Origin of the sequence: Flavobacterium soyae (assembly GCF_045348165.1) — a bacterium.
GTDB classification, from domain to species: domain Bacteria; phylum Bacteroidota; class Bacteroidia; order Flavobacteriales; family Flavobacteriaceae; genus Flavobacterium; species Flavobacterium soyae.
This window is the reverse complement of sequence record NZ_CP150845.1, coordinates 2,521,981-2,540,029: the sequence shown is the minus strand read 5'-3', so window position 1 is coordinate 2,540,029 and position 18,049 is coordinate 2,521,981. Positions and strand designations below refer to the sequence as shown.

General features: G+C 31.7%; 20 protein-coding genes. 19 read left to right on the top strand and 1 reads right to left on the bottom strand.

Annotated features, from left to right (window positions below):
- Positions 1-93 precede the first annotated feature (93 nt).
- The 7 genes from AABD74_RS10840 (at position 94) to AABD74_RS10810 (ending at position 7,103) form a co-directional block, all read left to right on the top strand.
- A complete protein-coding gene (locus AABD74_RS10840) occupies positions 94-1,041 on the top strand; it encodes an aldo/keto reductase (protein ID WP_406845539.1) in 948 nt (315 codons plus the stop codon).
- Positions 1,042-1,165: 124 nt separating this feature from the next.
- Positions 1,166-1,735, top strand: coding sequence for a flavodoxin family protein (locus tag AABD74_RS10835; protein ID WP_232681111.1), 570 nt, complete (start codon positions 1,166-1,168; stop codon positions 1,733-1,735).
- A 15-nt stretch (positions 1,736-1,750) separates the two neighbouring features.
- Complete coding sequence (locus AABD74_RS10830; RefSeq protein WP_232681109.1) at positions 1,751-2,662, top strand: alpha/beta hydrolase; 912 nt, start codon at positions 1,751-1,753, stop codon at positions 2,660-2,662.
- Between the two features lie 34 nt (positions 2,663-2,696).
- Positions 2,697-4,115 (top strand): carboxymuconolactone decarboxylase family protein, encoded by a 1,419-nt coding sequence (locus tag AABD74_RS10825; protein ID WP_406845538.1) that lies wholly within the window; start codon positions 2,697-2,699, stop codon positions 4,113-4,115.
- 1,032 nt (positions 4,116-5,147) lie between these two features.
- The gene (locus tag AABD74_RS10820; protein WP_406845537.1) at positions 5,148-5,801 is read left to right on the top strand and encodes a YoaK family protein; all 654 of its coding nucleotides are present in this window, start codon (positions 5,148-5,150) and stop codon (positions 5,799-5,801) included.
- Between the two features lie 1,006 nt (positions 5,802-6,807).
- Positions 6,808-6,936, top strand: coding sequence for a hypothetical protein (locus tag AABD74_RS10815; RefSeq protein WP_406845536.1), 129 nt, complete (start codon positions 6,808-6,810; stop codon positions 6,934-6,936).
- A 17-nt stretch (positions 6,937-6,953) separates the two neighbouring features.
- Complete coding sequence (locus tag AABD74_RS10810) at positions 6,954-7,103, top strand: Fic/DOC family N-terminal domain-containing protein (RefSeq protein WP_406845535.1); 150 nt, start codon at positions 6,954-6,956, stop codon at positions 7,101-7,103.
- 297 nt (positions 7,104-7,400) lie between these two features.
- Here the strand turns inward: AABD74_RS10810 and AABD74_RS10805 are convergent, their stop codons facing one another.
- Positions 7,401-8,084, bottom strand: coding sequence for a helix-turn-helix transcriptional regulator (locus tag AABD74_RS10805; RefSeq protein WP_406845534.1), 684 nt, complete (start codon positions 8,082-8,084; stop codon positions 7,401-7,403).
- A gap of 304 nt (positions 8,085-8,388) precedes the next feature.
- Between AABD74_RS10805 and AABD74_RS10800 the strand changes: the two genes are divergently transcribed.
- The 12 genes from AABD74_RS10800 (at position 8,389) to AABD74_RS10745 (ending at position 17,963) form a co-directional block, all read left to right on the top strand.
- On the top strand, positions 8,389-8,526 hold the full coding sequence (locus tag AABD74_RS10800; protein WP_157849152.1) for a hypothetical protein: 138 nt from the start codon (positions 8,389-8,391) through the stop codon (positions 8,524-8,526).
- On the top strand, positions 8,519-8,794 hold the full coding sequence (locus AABD74_RS10795) for a hypothetical protein (protein ID WP_406845533.1): 276 nt from the start codon (positions 8,519-8,521) through the stop codon (positions 8,792-8,794). Before AABD74_RS10800 ends, AABD74_RS10795 begins: the two co-directional genes overlap by 8 nt.
- Positions 8,795-8,828: 34 nt before the next feature.
- Positions 8,829-9,545 carry a DUF3164 family protein gene (locus tag AABD74_RS10790; RefSeq protein ID WP_083598141.1) on the top strand — a complete coding sequence of 239 codons (717 nt, stop codon included), beginning with the start codon at positions 8,829-8,831 and terminating at the stop codon, positions 9,543-9,545.
- A complete protein-coding gene (locus AABD74_RS10785; protein WP_406845532.1) occupies positions 9,535-9,696 on the top strand; it encodes a hypothetical protein in 162 nt (53 codons plus the stop codon). The genes AABD74_RS10790 and AABD74_RS10785 overlap by 11 nt, the downstream gene beginning before the upstream one ends.
- Positions 9,668-9,868: a hypothetical protein gene (locus AABD74_RS10780; RefSeq protein ID WP_053471136.1), complete on the top strand. Its 201-nt coding sequence runs from the start codon at positions 9,668-9,670 to the stop codon at positions 9,866-9,868. Before AABD74_RS10785 ends, AABD74_RS10780 begins: the two co-directional genes overlap by 29 nt.
- A gap of 436 nt (positions 9,869-10,304) precedes the next feature.
- On the top strand, positions 10,305-10,550 hold the full coding sequence (locus tag AABD74_RS10775) for a hypothetical protein (RefSeq protein ID WP_053471137.1): 246 nt from the start codon (positions 10,305-10,307) through the stop codon (positions 10,548-10,550).
- A 319-nt stretch (positions 10,551-10,869) separates the two neighbouring features.
- Positions 10,870-11,157, top strand: a complete 288-nt coding sequence (locus tag AABD74_RS10770; protein WP_091290755.1) for a methyl-accepting chemotaxis protein — start codon at positions 10,870-10,872, stop codon at positions 11,155-11,157.
- Positions 11,154-11,612, top strand: coding sequence for a CHAP domain-containing protein (locus tag AABD74_RS10765; protein WP_406845531.1), 459 nt, complete (start codon positions 11,154-11,156; stop codon positions 11,610-11,612). Before AABD74_RS10770 ends, AABD74_RS10765 begins: the two co-directional genes overlap by 4 nt.
- Positions 11,613-11,633: 21 nt before the next feature.
- Positions 11,634-12,131 (top strand): hypothetical protein, encoded by a 498-nt coding sequence (locus AABD74_RS10760; protein ID WP_406845530.1) that lies wholly within the window; start codon positions 11,634-11,636, stop codon positions 12,129-12,131.
- A 28-nt stretch (positions 12,132-12,159) separates the two neighbouring features.
- A complete protein-coding gene (locus tag AABD74_RS10755; protein ID WP_406845529.1) occupies positions 12,160-14,340 on the top strand; it encodes a hypothetical protein in 2,181 nt (726 codons plus the stop codon).
- A 1-nt stretch (position 14,341) separates the two neighbouring features.
- A complete protein-coding gene (locus tag AABD74_RS10750; RefSeq protein ID WP_406845528.1) occupies positions 14,342-17,479 on the top strand; it encodes a hypothetical protein in 3,138 nt (1,045 codons plus the stop codon).
- A gap of 7 nt (positions 17,480-17,486) precedes the next feature.
- Positions 17,487-17,963, top strand: coding sequence for a hypothetical protein (locus AABD74_RS10745; RefSeq protein ID WP_406845527.1), 477 nt, complete (start codon positions 17,487-17,489; stop codon positions 17,961-17,963).
- Positions 17,964-18,049 lie beyond the last annotated feature (86 nt).

Here is an 18,049-nt window from a genome sequence, read left to right as displayed (position 1 = left end):
ACAGTCTTATTCTTTAAAAAGTTAGCCGTTTTATACAATTATTTACCCATACGGTGATTGTAAATTTACGACACAATTTAAAGAACAATCACAATGAAAAATTTACCATTAGTAGCACTGGGAACCTGGTCCTGGGGTACTGGCTTTGCAGGCGGAGATCAGGTTTTTGGAAATAATTTAGCCTCTGAGGATTTAAAGCAGGTTTTTGATGAAGCTGTTAATTCAGGATTAATACTTTGGGATACAGCAGCAGTTTATGGCATGGGTTCATCAGAGAGTATTTTAGGGGAACTTATTAAAGATTACCCGCGTGAAAAAATAATATTATCTACTAAGTTTACTCCTCAAATGGCAGGGTTATCGTCTAACCCGGTTGAAGAAATGCTGAACAGCAGTTTTGAACGTCTTGGTACAGATTATATTGACATTTATTGGATTCATAATCCTACTGATATTCAAAAATGGACTCCCTGCCTAATACCATTACTAAAAAGTGGTAAAGTAAAAAAAGTTGGAGTTTCAAATCACAATTTAGAAGAAATCAAGCAGGCAAATGACATACTTTCAAAAGAAGGCTTTTCGATTTCGGCAGTACAAAATCACTACAGTCTTTTGTATCGTTTTTCAGAAGATACAGGTATAATTGAGTACTGTAAAAAGAATGATATTACATTTTTTGCTTATATGGTTCTGGAACAAGGAGCATTATCCGGAAAATATAATATTCAAAATCCACTTCCTGAAGGCAGTGGCAGAGGCACTACCTACAATAAAGTACTTCCAAAACTGGAAGATTTAACCAATGCAATGAAAGAAATTGGTAAAACTAAAAATGCTTCTATAGCTCAGGTTGCAATTGCATGGGCAATTGCAAAAAATACACTTCCTATTATTGGTGTTACCAAAACTTCACAAATAGAAGATGCCCGAAACGCAATGGAAATCAAACTATCTGAATCAGAAATTAGACTTATTGAAGATTTTGCTCATAAAACCGGTGTCGATACCAAGGCTGCATGGGAAAGTCAAAAAAAAAAATAATTTTTTAATCTCTCTGAATCCGCTGGGTGTAATTCATAAAAAAATTATTTAACACATAGAAGCATAGTTTTTTTAAGCTCAAAAACACACTATAACATAAAGTTAATTAAGAAAAACATATAAAATGAAAACAGTTTCAATACTATACCATAGTGGTAACGGACATACGCAAAAATTAGCTGAAGCCGTCAATTTAGGTGTATCATCAGTTTCCGGAATTACAACAAATTTAATTTCGATCGACCAAAACGACATTATAAACGGACATTATAAAAATGAAGAAGTATTTAACAAGCTCGATGCAAGCGATGCTATTATTTTCGGGAGTCCAACTTATATGGGAAATATTTCTGCACAATTCAAAGCTTTTGCAGATGCCAGTGTAGGCAGTTGGTTTCAGCAAAAATGGCGCGATAAACTTGCTGCCGGGTTCACAGTATCAGGTACTCCAAGCGGCGACAAGTTAAGCACACTTCAATACCTAAATACTTTGGCAATGCAGCATGGTATGATATGGGTTAGTCTTGGAGAGAGTCCAATGCAGGCTAATGGCTCAAATCGACTGGGAAGCTGGATTGGAGTTATGGCTCAGGCTGAAAATGATTCTCCGGAAGTAACACCTGGAAAAGAAGACAAATACACAGCTATACAACTTGGTAAAAGAGTCGCTGGACTTGTATTAAAAATCAATTAAAAGATTAAAATAATTATGTTTAAATCAGTAAAATTTAAGAACAGAGCAAATACACTTGCTGGAAATCTTCATCTGCCTGAAGGCTTTGATAAAAGTAAAAAATACCCTGCTCTTGTTGGAATTCACCCTGCAGGTGGCGTAAAAGAACAAGTTATTGGTCTTTATGCCGAAAAATTATGTAAACACGGATATGTTGTTTTAGTTTACGATTCTTCTTTTCAGGGAGAAAGTGAAGGTGAACCTCGCTTGTTAGAAGATCCAACAGTAAGAGTAGAAGATGCTCGTTGTGCAGCAGACTACTTAACCACATTACCTTTTGTTAATGCTGAAAGAATGGGTGTGTATGGAATATGTGCTGGCGGCGGATATGCAATTAGTGTAACTCAAACTGAGCGCCGTTTTAAAGCAGTCGCTACTGTAAGTGCAGCTCCGATTGGTGAGGGATACAGAAATTATTTAGGTACAGCAACTCCTCCCGCTGAACTTATAAAAATGTTAGAAACAGCGGCTAATTTAAGAACTGCCGAAATAAATGGAGCAGCTCCGTCATATACTCCATTTGTCCCTGAAAGGTTTGAAGATATTAATGAGAATACTCCGGATCTTTTAAGAGAAGGATATGAGTATTACAGAACACCAAGAGGTCAGCATCCCAGCTCTAAAGGGCGCTTCCTAACAGCCAGTATGGATAAATTGCTGGCTTACTCTGCTTATGACCATATTACAGATTATTTATCGCAACCGATGCTTATCATAGCAGGCAGTAAAGCTGACACAAGACTTTTTAGTGAAATGGCTTTTGAGTTATCTAATGGTCCTAAAGAATTAGTATTAGTAGAAGGTGCCACTCATATAGCGATGTATGATGTACCTGAATACGTAGAGCAGGCGGTTAATAAAATGGTGCGCTTTTTTGAAGTATTGTAATTAAATAATAAATAAACAATTAAAATTTAAAAAAATGAATAAAGGAAAAGGAACAGCAAAAATGTTGTTTGTAGTAACAAGCTGTAATGTAAAAGGAGAAACTGGTATTCCGACTGGTTTTAATCTTAGTGAAGTAACACATCCATTGGAAAAACTTGAAGAAAAAGGTGTTGTAGTTGATATTGCTTCTATAAAAGGTGGTCATGCACCATTAGATGGATTAGAGGATTTTAATGATCCTGCAAATGCTAAATATTGGGCTGATACCGATTTTAGAAATGCTTTAGAGAACACATTAAAGCTAGATGAAGTAAATGCAGCAGATTATGATGGAATATTCTTTGCCGGAGGACATGGTACAATGTGGGATTTTGCAGATAGCCCGGCGGTGTTAGAAATAGTTCCTGAATTTTACGAATCAGGTAAAATTGTTTCAGCCGTTTGTCATGGTCCGGCAGCATTAGTAAATGTAAAATTGAGCGATGGTTCTTATTTAATCGCTGGTAAAAGCGTAGCGGCATTTACAAATGGTGAAGAAGAAGAAGTACAATCAACGAATGTGGTTCCATTCTTATTAGAAGATGTTTTAATAAAGCATGGAGCAGATTATAAACATTCTCCTAACTGGAATAATAACATTGCTGTTCATGGCAGATTAATTACAGGTCAAAACCCACAATCAGCTGCAAGTGTAGGTTTAGCAATTGCAAAAGCCCTAAAAATTAATAACGATGAAAATACAGCTCCTAAGCCAGGTCTAACTGCCGACTTTGTTGGCAGCGTATCGCCATCACTAAGCAAATATTCTGTTGATACCTTAACTGCTGAAGTATGGGAAAGACCGGGTTTATCTAAACACGACCGCTGTATAGTTACTGTATCCAGCCTAATAGCCCGTAATCATACTGTTGGTATGCCTCATTACTTTGCAAAAGCTTTAGACAATGGAGTTACGCCGGGTGAACTTTCAGAAATAATCACTCATCTTGCTTTTTATTCAGGCTGGCCAAATGCAATTTCAGCAGTAGGTGTTGCAAAAGAATTATTTGAGAACAATAATATTTTGCAAGCTGAACTGCCATCTACAGACCCATTGAGGCTAAATAAAGATGAAGCATTACCTGGTGATGAAAACAGACTTGGATTTATCCAACAGAATATTGCACCAATATCAAAAGGCTTTGCTAAATATACCAATGAATTGTTGTATGGCGAAGTTTGGCTTCGTTCAGGTTTATCATCAAGAAGCAGAAGCCTGGCAACCGTATGTGCTATGATTGCGGCTGGTGATATACAATTTCTTGGGCTGTACATGGCCAGAGGCGTACAACACGGTATAACTAAAGAAGAAATGGACGAAGTCTTAACACAACTTGCATTTTATGCCGGCTGGCCAAAAATAGTCTCAGCATCATTAGTGGTAAAAGAAGTTTATGAAAGTGCCGGAAAATAATATTTTTCGATCTACAACTAACTATTGTTATTGATTGTGGTTAATCAGTGAGAAGTGCCCCTTGATGATCAATTGATAAATGGATAATGCTTTCATAATATCAGAAACTATTTCTAACCATATAACCTACTAACTATAAAATGATGATGAAGAGATTTATCATCATTTTTTTTATAATTCTCAATTTTGAATAATAACATTAAGTTTATATCACAGCTGGCAAAGCTAAATGAGCAACTCAATTTTATTGATTTAGAGATTGACAATCAAATAAAAAAATGTGAAAATGCAATTGACATTATTTTAAAGTCAATAAATACAGTCAAACGAATTGTTACTAAAACAAGTTCAGGTCAGACTTAGACGAAATCCACTTTTTCAAAGAAATAAAACCACAATTCACTTCAAAACTTATTTATTATAATATATAAGGTTGAAATAAAAAAACTTAACGGCGGAAATCGAATACTAAAAAATATTACCATAATAGAGTTTATGGAATTCGTAGAAACCTACGGATTGCCAAAAGGATATTCTGTAGATTATAGCAGTTAATTAAAATTATGGGTAAAGCCTATTTGATAAGAAATAATTAATTCAAGCCGCTAGTTAATAAAGTGTAGTCCCTACGGGCAATGTCATTAAGTTAAGAGGAAATCTATAAAATTACTTAACAGTTTAATTAAGGAAGTAATTAGAAAAATCAATTTTTATCAGCGTTTTCGCTTTAGCGAATCAGTAAAATAAGCGTCTAATTGTGACGCGGATAAAACAGATTTACTTCGTAAAAACGCGGATAAACACGGATTTGATTTGCAATAATTTTATTTTCTAAAAGCTTAACTTAATGACATTGCCCGTAGGGATTAAACTTTTTTAGAGCCAATTTATTTATTAAACTAACAACTTGAATTAATTAATTTAGCAGAGAAATAAGTATCTTTAAACAGAAATTCAAACAAAAACAGTTATAATATGTTTAGGCACATCGGCGAAAAAAGAACTTTAAAGCATGACTTAGGGATTGCTTCATTGTTATCATTTGTTGCTGGTGTTGTTAATGTTGCAAGTTTTATAGCTATTCAGCGTTTAACAACAAACGTAACTGGGCATTTTGCTTTTTTTGTGGATGAAGTTTTTAAATTTAATATGTGGCAAGGATTTATCTACTTTTTATACATTTTCTTTTTTTTCTTAGGCTCATTTACATCAAGTGTCTTAGTTGAAATTATGTCTAAAAGAAATAATAGGCAAATCTATTCAGTTCCTGTAATTATTGAAAGTATCATTCTATTTACAGTAGCAATATTTGGGCAGCAATTAATTTCCGAATCTCCTAATATTTTGGCGTTCTTATTGTTATTTGCAATGGGATTACAAAATTCACTCGTAACGAAAATTTCTAATGCAACTGTTCGCACCACTCACTTAACCGGGTTATTTACAGATTTAGGAATTGAACTTTCACAACTTTTTTTTTACAAATTAAAAGATCAAAAACAAAAACTTTATTCATCAATAAAATTACGCTTGACAATTATTAGCTTCTTTTTTTTGGGCGGAATTTTTGGAGGAATCTTCTATTCCATAGTTAAACTATATGTATTGGGAATTGTTGGAACTATTTTATTGATTGGGTTGGCATATGACGACATAAAACTGAAATTTTCAAATAGGGCAAAATAATCGATACCATGATATATGAGATTAAATGTAATCGAATTGCAATGATACTTTAGCTAACATTTTCATACTTTAAGAGTCTTTATAACACCTTACCATGGTTCTTATAAGATATTAAATAAATTAAAACTATCAGGTCAAACTATTGTTCATGCTTCCCACTTTGAAAAAGCTGCTTATAGTAATCAATTAGAAGAAAACCAAACTGAAATAAATAATGATTACACACCAATTGACTTAGTCTGCTTTCCAGAAACAGATGATTTAGTTAAAATTAGGAATCATTTTATACTAATAACAAATCCATTAGAATTCGATAAATTTCATCAAAATTGGAACAAAATAATTCAAAATTTAGATAAATGTAAATTAAAAATTATTGAATCAGATTTTGAATTAGATGCTTCCCTGAACATTTCTTAAAGAAAATTTAATCCCAGTAATTGATCCCTTTTTTGATAAAGAGTCTAACTTATTAACTTCAGGATTTGAAATTCACAGCATGGAAAAAATTATTTCTAAAGCAAATCATAAACGAGAAAAATGGAAAAAGAACAACAGCAAAACGGTTTACAACCATAAACATCATGAGGATTTCAATCTGGGTGTATGATGTTTTCATTTAGGGTAAAACCTCATTTCCTTCCAAAAGCAACACCCGAATTTTTATTGTAAACCTGTTAAACAATCTCGACCAATTAACCAAAAACCCAAAAGAAGCAGCATCAAAAGTGAAATCCAAAGCAAAAAAATGAATGCTAAAAAGCTAAAAAAATCACTTCAGGAATACGGTAATGTTAAAGCAAAAAATATTGGAGCCAGTTTTAACAACACAATATGTCTGACTACTTGCAGATAGTTCTGTAATTAAAAATATAAATTTAATTCTGAGAAAAATAAACGAGGGCAGAATTTGCCCTTGAAAATAAAATAAGGGAGATTTTTTATCATATTTGACCTTGAAAACAAAACAAAGGTAAAAATTGCCCTCGTTCAAAATCTTTGAAAAATGAGTAATAATAAATACAATTCAGCAATTCCATATAATGATTTACCCTTATTGCCACCACAAGCAGAAATAGGAAACACAGTTATTCTAAAAAAACAATTGCAGCAAGTAGAGCTTTATCAGAATTAAAAGGAGCAATCACAAATTTGCCCAATCCAACATTATTTATATATACAATCAACTTGCAGGAAGCACAAGCGAGTTCGGCAATAGAGAACATCATCACAACCCAAGATGAACTATTTAAGGCTTCAATCGCTGACAGGAAAAACGACAATCCTGCCACAAAAAAATAATGAATTATTTACGATTAAAAGGGAGTAAAATCGGTTACCCCAATTTAAAACATTGATATATAGTGATTAAAAAAAATCCTATTCCCTCTTTCTCTGCAAGAATTTAAAACCTCAATTTTTATTGAGTTTTTTTGCTTTATATTCAATCTTCTTTAAACATTTACCCAGTGATAATAAAACAAAAAAAGCCTTTAAATATTAGAATATTCAAAGACTAATTTTTTTTATACCCTAAAGTTTAGATTTCACATCTAAACTAAAAAATCAAACTTCTAAAGAATAAATTTCACAACCTTATTACATCATCGTATTAATACGAATACTGGCTTTTATAAGTGCCAATGCTGATATTTTTGAAATATGTATATCTTTTGGCTGATGATGCGAATTCTGGCTTACCAATTTTACAAACTCTGATCCCTGCTCTGATTTCTGAACATATTTTACGGTAATATATTCTTCCCAGTCATTTAATTTGACGCTTAAAAGATACATTTCTCCAAAAAAGATATTATCAAATTCTGTTTCCTTATATAAAATTATATCTCCGGATTTTAATAACGGATACATACTATCTCCGGTTACAGAAATGGCTCCATCGCATTTCGGCAGATTTGGAATTTTTATAGTATCCAAAACTCTTTGCGGCTTTCCACTGCTAAATAATTCCCTTAAACCAGCTACAGCTTCTAAATCATATAATGGTATTTCCTGACTCACATGCAGCGAATCAATTGTTTTTCGGTCATTATTCATAATTACAATATTAGTGTTATCCTCTTTTATCATGGATCCATTTCCGGTTAAAAGCCATTCTGAATTTATCTCTGGGTAGTGGTGTAAAATTTTACACGCTTTATCCGTTCCCATATTGCTGCTATTATCTAAAAACTTATTAGAAAAGCCTAAATCATTACAGAACTTATATTTAGTAATCCCTTTATAATCAAGGTATTCTCTTATTCTTTCAGTCGACCCCATAAAAAGATGTATTTTTTTACGTTAAAAATTTGTTTTGATGTATTATTTTACATTATATTTGCAAAGTAAAGAAAAATAAATTTTAAAAACAAGACAAACACATACAAATTTATGCGGCATAGAAACTACACTCGAAATAAAAAACACAAATAAATAATTGATTATCATATAATTATATCATATTAAAAACATTGAAAAGGAAAAACAAAAACACTACACTAAATCAGAATAAAACTACGAATGACTAGTAATATTAATCATTAAAATTAAAAAAACCTTATTCATCATTACTTAAATCATAAAAATGGAAACAAATCAAATCAAGGAAAAAATTCAGGAACTGGAAAATTGGCTGATTGAAAATCCAAATAGTCCCGAGAGAAACTTAATAGAATCTGACATCAAAAAATTACGAACCTTATTAAATAAAAATCATGAGTAGAAATCAAATCGAAATAAGAATTGCACAATTGTATCTGGCACTTCAATATTGTTCTGAAAGATCAAAATCTTTTACGCCCGGAGAAAGAATCTGCATTAATCAGGAACGTTTTCAATGGATGCATATTCTGGACGATGAAACCGCTTCTCCCCGTCCCGTTTCACAAGCAATAGAAAACAAATTAAAAGAAGTATTAAGACTTGCCGATCACTATAATTTTAAACCCTATTACGGTAATCCGTTTAAAGAAGAAATTCTTATTGCATAACTAAAATTATTATAAAAACTAAAAGCCAATTATTATGAACACTGCATTAACAAACACAATCAACCCATCTATGGATTTATCTCAATTTTCTGCACAGCAATTAAAAGAGGCCCTAAACCGAATTGAAAATAAAAAGAATGAAGAACGAGATGCTTATAAAAAGCTGGTAGCCGAAACTATTCCGAAAGCGCTTTCGAGATTACACGAAACTTCTGAAATGATGCGAAATGCGAAAACGGAAACTTTTCAATTGTTTGAAACTATTCTGGATTTAAAGAATCAGGTTTATGGTTTTAAAGAAAAGCAGATGTCTCATACTTTTTCTAATGATAAAGAAGAAATCACGATTGGATATCGCATTAATGAAGGTTGGGACGATACGGTAACAATTGGTATTGAAAAAGTGCAGAATTATATTTCGTCGCTTTCTACGAGTAAAGAAACAGCATCGTTAGTAAAAATTGTTTTCAATTTATTAAAAAAAGATGCCAAAGGAAATTTAAAAGGTTCACGCGTTTTGGAACTTCAAAAATTAACTAAAGAATTTAATAACGAAGAATTTACAGATGGTGTTGAAATTATTGCTTCTTCATTTAAACCAATTCGCTCAAGCTGGTTTATTGAGGCGAACAGAATTGATGAAAATGGTGTAAAAACCAATATTCCGTTGTCAATGTCATCTGTAGATTTTTTACAGGGATATGCTTTTAATTTCTTTAACCAGCAAAACGAACAAAGCCATGCAGCCTAATAATGATATTTACGCATCGGCTCTTTTAGGTCTTCTGCTTATTGCAACCAATTTAAAACCAATTCTTTTATTCCGTGAATGGTTTTATTTCAGAATTAAAATAATTTTTAAACAATACTTAAATGAGCGTAAAAATAAAGCCAATTACTGACCACGAAAGTTACAAGGTTAATGAACATACCATTTTTAAAGACGGACTTGGAAACTGGAACTGCAAAAATGATTTATCCAATAAAGAACGCCAGGCTTTTAATCAATATGAAAGCATCGTAATCAAAAATCCGAGATTTAAAAAACACACAACTGCCACTTACAAAGGCTGAATAACCCCCTCAAAATCTACGTTATAAAAACTTAAGTAAACATAAAAAAATGGTTCCTGTTTTTCGCTTCTTTCTGAAGGAAAACAGGAACCGAAGATGGGCGGTTTTTACCCAAAAAAGCAGCCAAAAACCATTCTTTCTGTAAAGTTCCCAGTCTTTAGAGCTGCGGAACGAGATCATGATAGGAAGAGTACAGACCTCAATTGTTAAAAAATAATCTTTAACAAATAGCACCTCAGAACGAGGTTCAAAAAAATGGCATTTGAAGTAGAAAAACCATTACTTAAAAAGATTAAATGGTTTGGCTGCTGTAAATCTTTATGTCGTTATATCGTATTCAAATAATTCTTAATCATGATTAAATCTTCATTTTAATAATTCTTCTCTTTTCAAAAAATCTTTCTTCATTTTCTATCACTCAATAAACATCATTATCATGCCTATATCCTCAAACAGAAGCCTCGGAATTCAAAAAAATAAATTATTGCGCTACAAACTTGTTAAAGAATTGTATCAAAAACACAAGACAGAAGATATTCCTACTACGGTAGTATGGCGTAAATATGTTTATCCTGTTTACCCAATTTCACGAACTACTTTGTATGAAATTCTTTGTACGCCTATTACTTCAGAATTAAAAAAAATCGAAGAACTTATGAGCAATCAGGAAAAATCTTCTTAACTATTATAAAAGAAAAGCGAAATCTTTTGAGCTCCTAAAAAACATTGTTTTTATGGTGCAAAGATGAGCCATTTACCTTCGTAAAAATGAGCTTTGTTCGCTTTCTGTACAACTATGTAAAGCCCTAGAATACTAATGTTCACACACCTTGCATTCGTTTTTTTTAGGGCTTTTTTTACCCAATCTTTGCAATCACAAAAGGAAAGGACGGCAGAAATCTAACTGCAAAAATTTAAGATTGCGCTTCTTTCAAAAAACAATATGCTGCTGTTGTTTTTCCCAAATCACATTTATCAAATTTTCAACATTAATACATTCAATGGAACAGTTTCTATACCCATCTCTTACGGCATTTTTTGCCGCTTTTATAACCTGGTTTTTCTCTATGCGAAAATCATTGGCCGAAGACCGCGCCGCCGAACTTGACAACGCTGTAAGTGCCGTAAAATATTACCGTGATCTTCTTGATGACATTACCGCTCGCCTGACCGCCGCCACAGATACCATAAAAAAAATGGAAGTACAACACAAAGAACTTATGCTTATTAACCAGCAGCTGGTTGATGAGTTACAAAAATTTAAACAGTTAAACGGAAAAAATTCATGACACTAACCCAAAAAACCTTAGAAATCGCCACGGCACAAATTGGTGTCGAAGAAATTCCCAGAAACAGCAACTCCGGCCCCGAAGTCGAAATTTATTTACGAAGCGTTGGCTTATCAAAAGGATATGCCTGGTGTATGGCTTTTGTTTACTGGTGTACACAAAAAGCAGCGCTGCAGATTAATGCCAAAAATCCTTTAAAGAAAACTGCCGGAGTTCTGGATCAATATAATTCGAGACCGCTTTTGGTAAAAAAAACACCTCAGCCCGGAGATGTTTTCATTATAGATTTTAACAACGGCGCAGGTCACACTGGTTTCGTTGAAAAAGTAACCGGAACCACTATCTACACAATCGAAGGAAACACAAATGACGCCGGGGGCCGTGAAGGCTACAAAGTAGCCAGAAGAAAACGTGATATAAAAAGCGTAAAAGGCTTTTTACGTCTGCAAAACTAAATTTATAAACCAATTTTAATTATGACTAAAAAACTAAAATGCTTTGTTTTTTCACTTTTGATTATTCTGATCGTGATTTCATGCCGAAGTCCGAAACCTGTTGAAAACGAAAATAAAGTTCAAACTATTACTATTACAGAAACGCTGCACGATACTGTTTTTAAAATAGCCAAAGACAGCAGCTCTTATAACGCATTACTAGATTGTATCAACGGAAAAGTAGTTCTCAAAAATGTTATTCAGGCCGAACCAGGGCGTACATTAAAAATCCCAAGGGTTCGACTTGATAACAATAAACTCAGCGTTGACTGTGACTTAAAAGAACAGGAACTCTACGCTTTCTGGAAATCAAAACAGGTAAAAGATGTTCAGGAAAAAACAATTACGATTACCAAGTTTGTCAATTACTTAACTTTTTGGCAAAAGGTGCAGATTTGGCTGGGGAGGATTCTTCTTATTGCTCTGGTCTTTTTACTTCTAAGATTCGTCTACAAAATCTATAAGCCTTTGATGGTTTAAAATTAACTTTTAAATAATTCATTTAAATATGTCTTCACAATCTCATTTTTTCGTGGAGTCAGGAGGCTTTACGCAAAGCCGCGAACAAGCTTTTGGTCCTCAATCGAGTACCGAGTTTAACCTGACCTCCAAATTTTCATTAGCTTCTCCCAAAAAGACTTATGCAATCTGCAAAGGAGTTGTTTTAGTACAGCCCCAAACAGGCAGTCCTGATAAAGTAAACCTTATTCTTCGTCCTTACAAACAGCCATTTCCTGGATTAAATATCAAATATTTCATTTACAGAGGGCTGCAAAGAAGTGATTTTTTTACAGTAGGTTCTAATCCTATGATAATTCAGCAAACAGAGCAAACATCTGATTTTATCAATAAGATTAATATTGATTTTGATGCTTTTCACGATAATCGTAAAGATGATCAAAACAATCCTATACAAAAACCTGATTTTGTTGCTAAATACATTGGTTATAAAGACAACCCAACTGAGGAAGAGGAAGCAACAGAATTAGCAATTCCACTTTCTAGTTTCTTTTTTAAAGAGTCTGAATTTGTTGAAGCCGATAATACTTTCGACGAAACAGACAACTTCGAACTTCCTATGATTGATATGGGAAAATCGTTGGGAAAATTTGCTCAGGGAGAATGCGGAATTGATGTTGTTTTAAATTATGGCGATTACAAACATAATTTTGATAATGGCGAATTTAAGTTTGATTTAGAATATGCTCGTAAAGCTTTCGCTTCTATTTCAATTACAGAAGGTACTCCGTATCAACAAAAATTACTGCGCGAGCAAAGTATTCAGTTTATTGATATTGCTGCTTTTTATGGTTTGTTTGTTCCGCAAGATTCTGTAGATGTTGTCAGCGCAGGAACTAAAACAACAAAAAAAAGTGCAGAAATTTTTAATAGTGTTATCAATAATTTTTTCACTAAAAATAATTGGTACATCTATATTCAGAGTGATCGTACGCGCAGTTATGATTTTTATGGAAATTACAAAATTGGCGATGACCCAGAAAATCTTAAAACAGGCTTATTAGCGAATTCAGAAGGAATTGTTCCAATGACAGCCGTAACTTATAGCACGGAGGGCTGGCCAGTTTTAATTGATAAACAAGAGCAAGTAAATACAGTTACGACAAATAACCTTTATCTACAATTTACTACAGACAACAATAAAAATACTGCTTTTTACGGACAAATTGCAAAAGTTGCCAATGCACAAAAAGATAATTTCATTAATGCCGACGGTTTGCTATTACCACCAGATGAAGAAGGAAATTACGCAGATTTGACAACAACAATTCAGCTTACATCTCCTGCTGTTCAAGGTAAAAATATTGCTGCGCTTAGTATTTTGCTGTATCAGGGAAAAGTTAATACTTATAAGGCAGATGAAGTACTTAATGAAAATGGAGATCTGGTTGTTGTAATTGGCCAGGCTAACTTTTTTGATGATGTGTTTAGTTTAATTAAAGCTGAACCATTATTAAAACTAAACGGCGATGACAGTTATTCGAGAATGACTTCTGAAAAACTAAATCTTATCAATGAATTTTACGATAAAAAACAGCAGGGAATTTCAATTGTACAAACTCTTACTGTAAATGATGTTATTGAAACCGGAATAGAAGAGAAACCTTTTATTGAACGCGTTACCTATCTTACAGAAGCCGTAGATGTTATGAACAATGCCGTATCTGCAACAGGAAGTACTACATCAGATACAAAAACAACAGCTTCTGCAAGCGGTGCAGTTACAAAAAGTAAAACGTATCAATTATCAGATCCTTATTACTATAATTTGAAACTGTTTACAGACAGTACACAAACTATTACGGGACTGGAATTAAAAACGCTGGATGGCTCTACTCCTAATAAAATTATTCTGGGATTAACGAAAGATGAAAATGATATTATAAAAGCATTAATTACAGATGACACAAAAAATCCTCGTTTGTTTTTGATTGATTTATTTGAGGATGATAATGAACTTGTTTCTCCTGAAAATATTAAATATCAGAAATACAAAGTTGCGATTGTAGCTGAAAATACTGAAGGTAAAACTGTATTGTTTGAACCAGGAATTCCTGTTTTTGTTTATTCACTTGATAGGAAATATCATTTTAGTACGGATTATAGTGAGTATATGGGAGAAAGACAGGCACAAGATCTTTTTATTGGATCAAATTTAAATATTTTTTAAGATGGCATATGTAGGTTACTTTAAAGGACAAAGTGTGTACAACACTGATTTGATGTCAGATATTAGATATGATGACAGAGGTCATATAGTAGAATTTAAATTATTAGAAACATATATTTATGTAAGTTCCCAAGATTATAGATCTGAGGAAGCTGGAACCATATATGCAGTTGCAGGGTTCTTTAAAAAAGAAAAGTTTTTAGAGTATTTGGCAAAAAAAATTGATCGTTTTGAAATAAAAAAATTTCAACTAAATTTCAAAACATTAAAAAAAGCAATTAACGGAGATATTTTTAAAACAACAAAACTTAATACTGAAAATCCATATGATGATTTCTGCAAAGTTATTTCTTATGAATGGAAATTCGAAAATGGATACAAACTATTAGATGTAAATTCTAACCTTATTATCCCTTCTCCTACTTTCGAAAATTTCGTTAAAAATGAAAAGATTATGGAGGTAAATCCTGTTGCTAAAGATTTCTTTTTACACAAGACAGGAATATTTATAAATGATATTATTGATGAAACTGAAAAAAGGGAAAAAACATATCAATTGGTTAAAATTGCATTATGCATTCATTGGATAAATAAAGATATCTTTTCAATCTTTGAAAATAATTCTACTCTCGTTGATTATATAGAAAGTCAAAATACAGAATGGTCATCACTACCAATATTTAACAATCCAACTATTGAGGATTTTCAAGAGTATTATAAAAGTGTAGTTACCTTTTACAAAAGCGTATACTCCAACCAATTATTTATACAGAATACTAAAGAACAAAACAAATTATATTGGTTAGCACAAATTCTGTCACCACAAGGACTTATCCCAATCCCTGTTAAAGATAAAATTAGCCTTTTACGATATATTGCAGAAGGTACAATTAAAGGTGAAACCTCAAATATATTTGGCGAGGTAAATGAAGAGCAATTTGTATTAGATATTATAAGTTCAATTACAAATGTTAATCATCAAATAGATTATTTCTTTTCAAGTTTAAAAAGCGTGAATTATAATGGAAATTCTCAAGATCAAAGTCTTTATGAGATTCTATATTCTAAGATTCATGATAGAGGTTTAGGCGCAGAAAATTTGAAAAAGTTGATGAACTTATTATATCAAAAGTGGTTATTAAGTTCAATTTATCCATATAATCTTGATGGAAGCGTTAAAGATAACTTGATTAACAAAAACATTTATAACAAAAAGCCAATTAATATAGATTATAAAGCTACTGAAGTTTTATGGATGTTTAATAATACAAATTATGACTTTAATTTTAATGGCAAAAATATTAATATCACTAAGGATGGATATGAAATTAATCCTGCCACAGGAAATGCTATTCCAAAAGAATATGTAGTTGGATCATATGATTTATTTCAAGCAATTACCATTAAAAATACAGATGATAATACTGAAAACACTAAATTCATTACAACAAATATTGGAGGAGAACAAAAAGCAATTCTACCTATATTTTATTTAAAATATATTGATGATAAAAAATCAACCGAAAACTTAGTTACTGCTATTGAGTTGACTTTCGATTTAGCTCTGACAGCTACTGGAATTGGTAATTTAGCAAAACTTAGACATTTAAAACATTTGACTTCATTAGGAAGAGTTGCATTAGGTTTGGAAGCAGCTGTTCCTGGACAAGCATTAATAACATACGAATTAGCACAAGGTGTAGCAGGATTAATTGAAGTTTCAAGTTCAGTTGCATCTATTTTACTATCTTATGGAAACACATATCGGGATACTTATTGTAATCAAGAAAGTCAAAGCTATGATCCTGAAAAATGCAAATTTTACACTAGATTAGATGTTATTGTAAACGTTATGCAAATTTTTTCAGGAGTATTAGATTATGCCACATCGAGACAATTGAAAAATGCTTCTAGAAAAATACTTGATGGTCCAATACCTGATGGGTTCGACCCTGATGCTTTGATTATCTTACGTAAATTTGCAGGAGATATTGATGAAATTAAAGAAGTTTTTAGAGCTAAATTATTTGAAATTTATGGAAATAATAACTCAAATATTTGGCAAAAATTAAATAGCTTGCCTACTTCCCCAATAAATAAACAAGAATTATTTATTTTGGATTTTGAAAAAGCAACGCAAAATACTCTTTTATCATTAAATACTAATGGTGGTTTATTGATTGATAGATGGAGTGAATTAGCTTCTAGAGATATCATTTTTGAAAGAAAAAGTCTTGATTTTTTGAATAACACTGATTTAATAGGTTCAATCATTAGATATTATGATCAACCAATTCTAAAAAATATTCTGTCCAAATTAGACCCTATAGCGAGAGAAAATTTTTTAAAAGAATTCGGAAAAATAATTCAAATAAGCCCGACATCTTTTAATAAGTTAATTCAAAATCCAAATAAGTTAGAGCTAATTTTAGATTTTCAGAAAAAATTAAAATTGAATAAATATGATGAATTTAGCAAAACTGATATATTGGAAATTGTTAATTCTAATCTAAACAATGCACAAATTGATTTACTGAGAATAAAAAGCACAACTACTATTGGTAAATATAGTTTAAGTTATCTTCTTGATATAAAAAATATAAATATATCATTACAGAGGTTAAAAGATATTCAAAATGGAGATGCCTTTCCTTTCTTTAGTAGTTTAAACAAATACAAAAGAACAAAATTTAAGTCTTCAAATAAGCTATTAGTAGATATTCAATTTTTTAATGGCACTAATCCTTCTTCTGAAAGAATTATAGAACATTATCTGTCAGGAGATGCAAATGAGATTTCAAAAATATTTCCTAATAATAATTATTTAGGCAATTTTATAGAACCTACAAATTATTCAAAATTTGAAATTTTTAATAAAAAAGCTATTCAGTCTACCGGACGTGATAGAAGAAGTGATACTGAAGTTAAATTTATCTTTAATCTTTTAGAAAATCATTGGAATAAAGGTAATAGATTTGTTATTAATATTGAATCAACATTATATGCGTGTCCAAGTTGTCAATCCTATTTTATTTATTTGAAGGAGCTTGCAAAAAAAGACGGAAAAATATTAGAAATAAGCTTTTATTCTAAAACAAACCTCAAAACAATGAAAAAGGTAAAGAACAAAATAAAATAATAAAGAAATGAAAATACAGTATTTAACAAAATTAAAAGATTATCCATATGATGATAATTTAAAAAATGATGATACCTTGGTAAATGAAGGAATTTCTTTAGAAGAAATCAATTCTCTTGAGCAAAATTGGAATAATGGAAACAAATTCCCATTAATTTTAAGAGAACTTTTATTTTTAGCTGGTAATTATTGTAATGTATTTGATTATGGGGTTTTTGATTCACAAGAAGACTTCCAAGAGTTTGCCAGAGAAGATTTTACAGAATCCAACAAAACAATTTCTCGCCCTTTTTTTGTATTAGATTATAATACCGGCTATAATTATTTATTTATTTATTTAGATGAAGGAGATAACCCAAGAATTCATATGGCTTCTCCTAGCCACGATAGCTTAAATTGGATAGAATATTTATCGGATTATAATATAAAAACTTACAGTGAATATGCTATTGATTGTATAAGAAAAGGTATCGGATTTTATTGATTTTTTGTAACCTTTTTATTCCCCACGCTGGCGCGAGCGTCCCGCTCGTGAACGCAAAGTATTTCTTACATTAGCTCAAAAAACAA

What these genes read in the sequence shown, in the direction of transcription:
- AABD74_RS10780 (WP_053471136.1), top strand. Translation starts at nt 9,668, where the DNA reads ATGAGCGTAAAAATAAAGCCAATTACTGACCACGAAAGTTACAAGGTT.
- AABD74_RS10745 (WP_406845527.1), top strand. Translation starts at nt 17,487, where the DNA reads ATGAAAATACAGTATTTAACAAAATTAAAAGATTATCCATATGATGAT.
- AABD74_RS10790 (WP_083598141.1), top strand. Translation starts at nt 8,829, where the DNA reads ATGAACACTGCATTAACAAACACAATCAACCCATCTATGGATTTATCT.
- AABD74_RS10755 (WP_406845529.1), top strand. Translation starts at nt 12,160, where the DNA reads ATGTCTTCACAATCTCATTTTTTCGTGGAGTCAGGAGGCTTTACGCAA.
- AABD74_RS10760 (WP_406845530.1), top strand. Translation starts at nt 11,634, where the DNA reads ATGACTAAAAAACTAAAATGCTTTGTTTTTTCACTTTTGATTATTCTG.
- AABD74_RS10835 (WP_232681111.1), top strand. Translation starts at nt 1,166, where the DNA reads ATGAAAACAGTTTCAATACTATACCATAGTGGTAACGGACATACGCAA.
- AABD74_RS10750 (WP_406845528.1), top strand. Translation starts at nt 14,342, where the DNA reads ATGGCATATGTAGGTTACTTTAAAGGACAAAGTGTGTACAACACTGAT.
- AABD74_RS10785 (WP_406845532.1), top strand. Translation starts at nt 9,535, where the DNA reads ATGCAGCCTAATAATGATATTTACGCATCGGCTCTTTTAGGTCTTCTG.
- AABD74_RS10770 (WP_091290755.1), top strand. Translation starts at nt 10,870, where the DNA reads ATGGAACAGTTTCTATACCCATCTCTTACGGCATTTTTTGCCGCTTTT.
- AABD74_RS10795 (WP_406845533.1), top strand. Translation starts at nt 8,519, where the DNA reads ATGAGTAGAAATCAAATCGAAATAAGAATTGCACAATTGTATCTGGCA.
- AABD74_RS10805 (WP_406845534.1), bottom strand. Translation starts at nt 8,084, where the DNA reads ATGGGGTCGACTGAAAGAATAAGAGAATACCTTGATTATAAAGGGATT.
- AABD74_RS10840 (WP_406845539.1), top strand. Translation starts at nt 94, where the DNA reads ATGAAAAATTTACCATTAGTAGCACTGGGAACCTGGTCCTGGGGTACT.
- AABD74_RS10830 (WP_232681109.1), top strand. Translation starts at nt 1,751, where the DNA reads ATGTTTAAATCAGTAAAATTTAAGAACAGAGCAAATACACTTGCTGGA.
- AABD74_RS10815 (WP_406845536.1), top strand. Translation starts at nt 6,808, where the DNA reads ATGAGTAATAATAAATACAATTCAGCAATTCCATATAATGATTTACCC.
- AABD74_RS10765 (WP_406845531.1), top strand. Translation starts at nt 11,154, where the DNA reads ATGACACTAACCCAAAAAACCTTAGAAATCGCCACGGCACAAATTGGT.
- AABD74_RS10800 (WP_157849152.1), top strand. Translation starts at nt 8,389, where the DNA reads ATGGAAACAAATCAAATCAAGGAAAAAATTCAGGAACTGGAAAATTGG.
- AABD74_RS10775 (WP_053471137.1), top strand. Translation starts at nt 10,305, where the DNA reads ATGCCTATATCCTCAAACAGAAGCCTCGGAATTCAAAAAAATAAATTA.
- AABD74_RS10825 (WP_406845538.1), top strand. Translation starts at nt 2,697, where the DNA reads ATGAATAAAGGAAAAGGAACAGCAAAAATGTTGTTTGTAGTAACAAGC.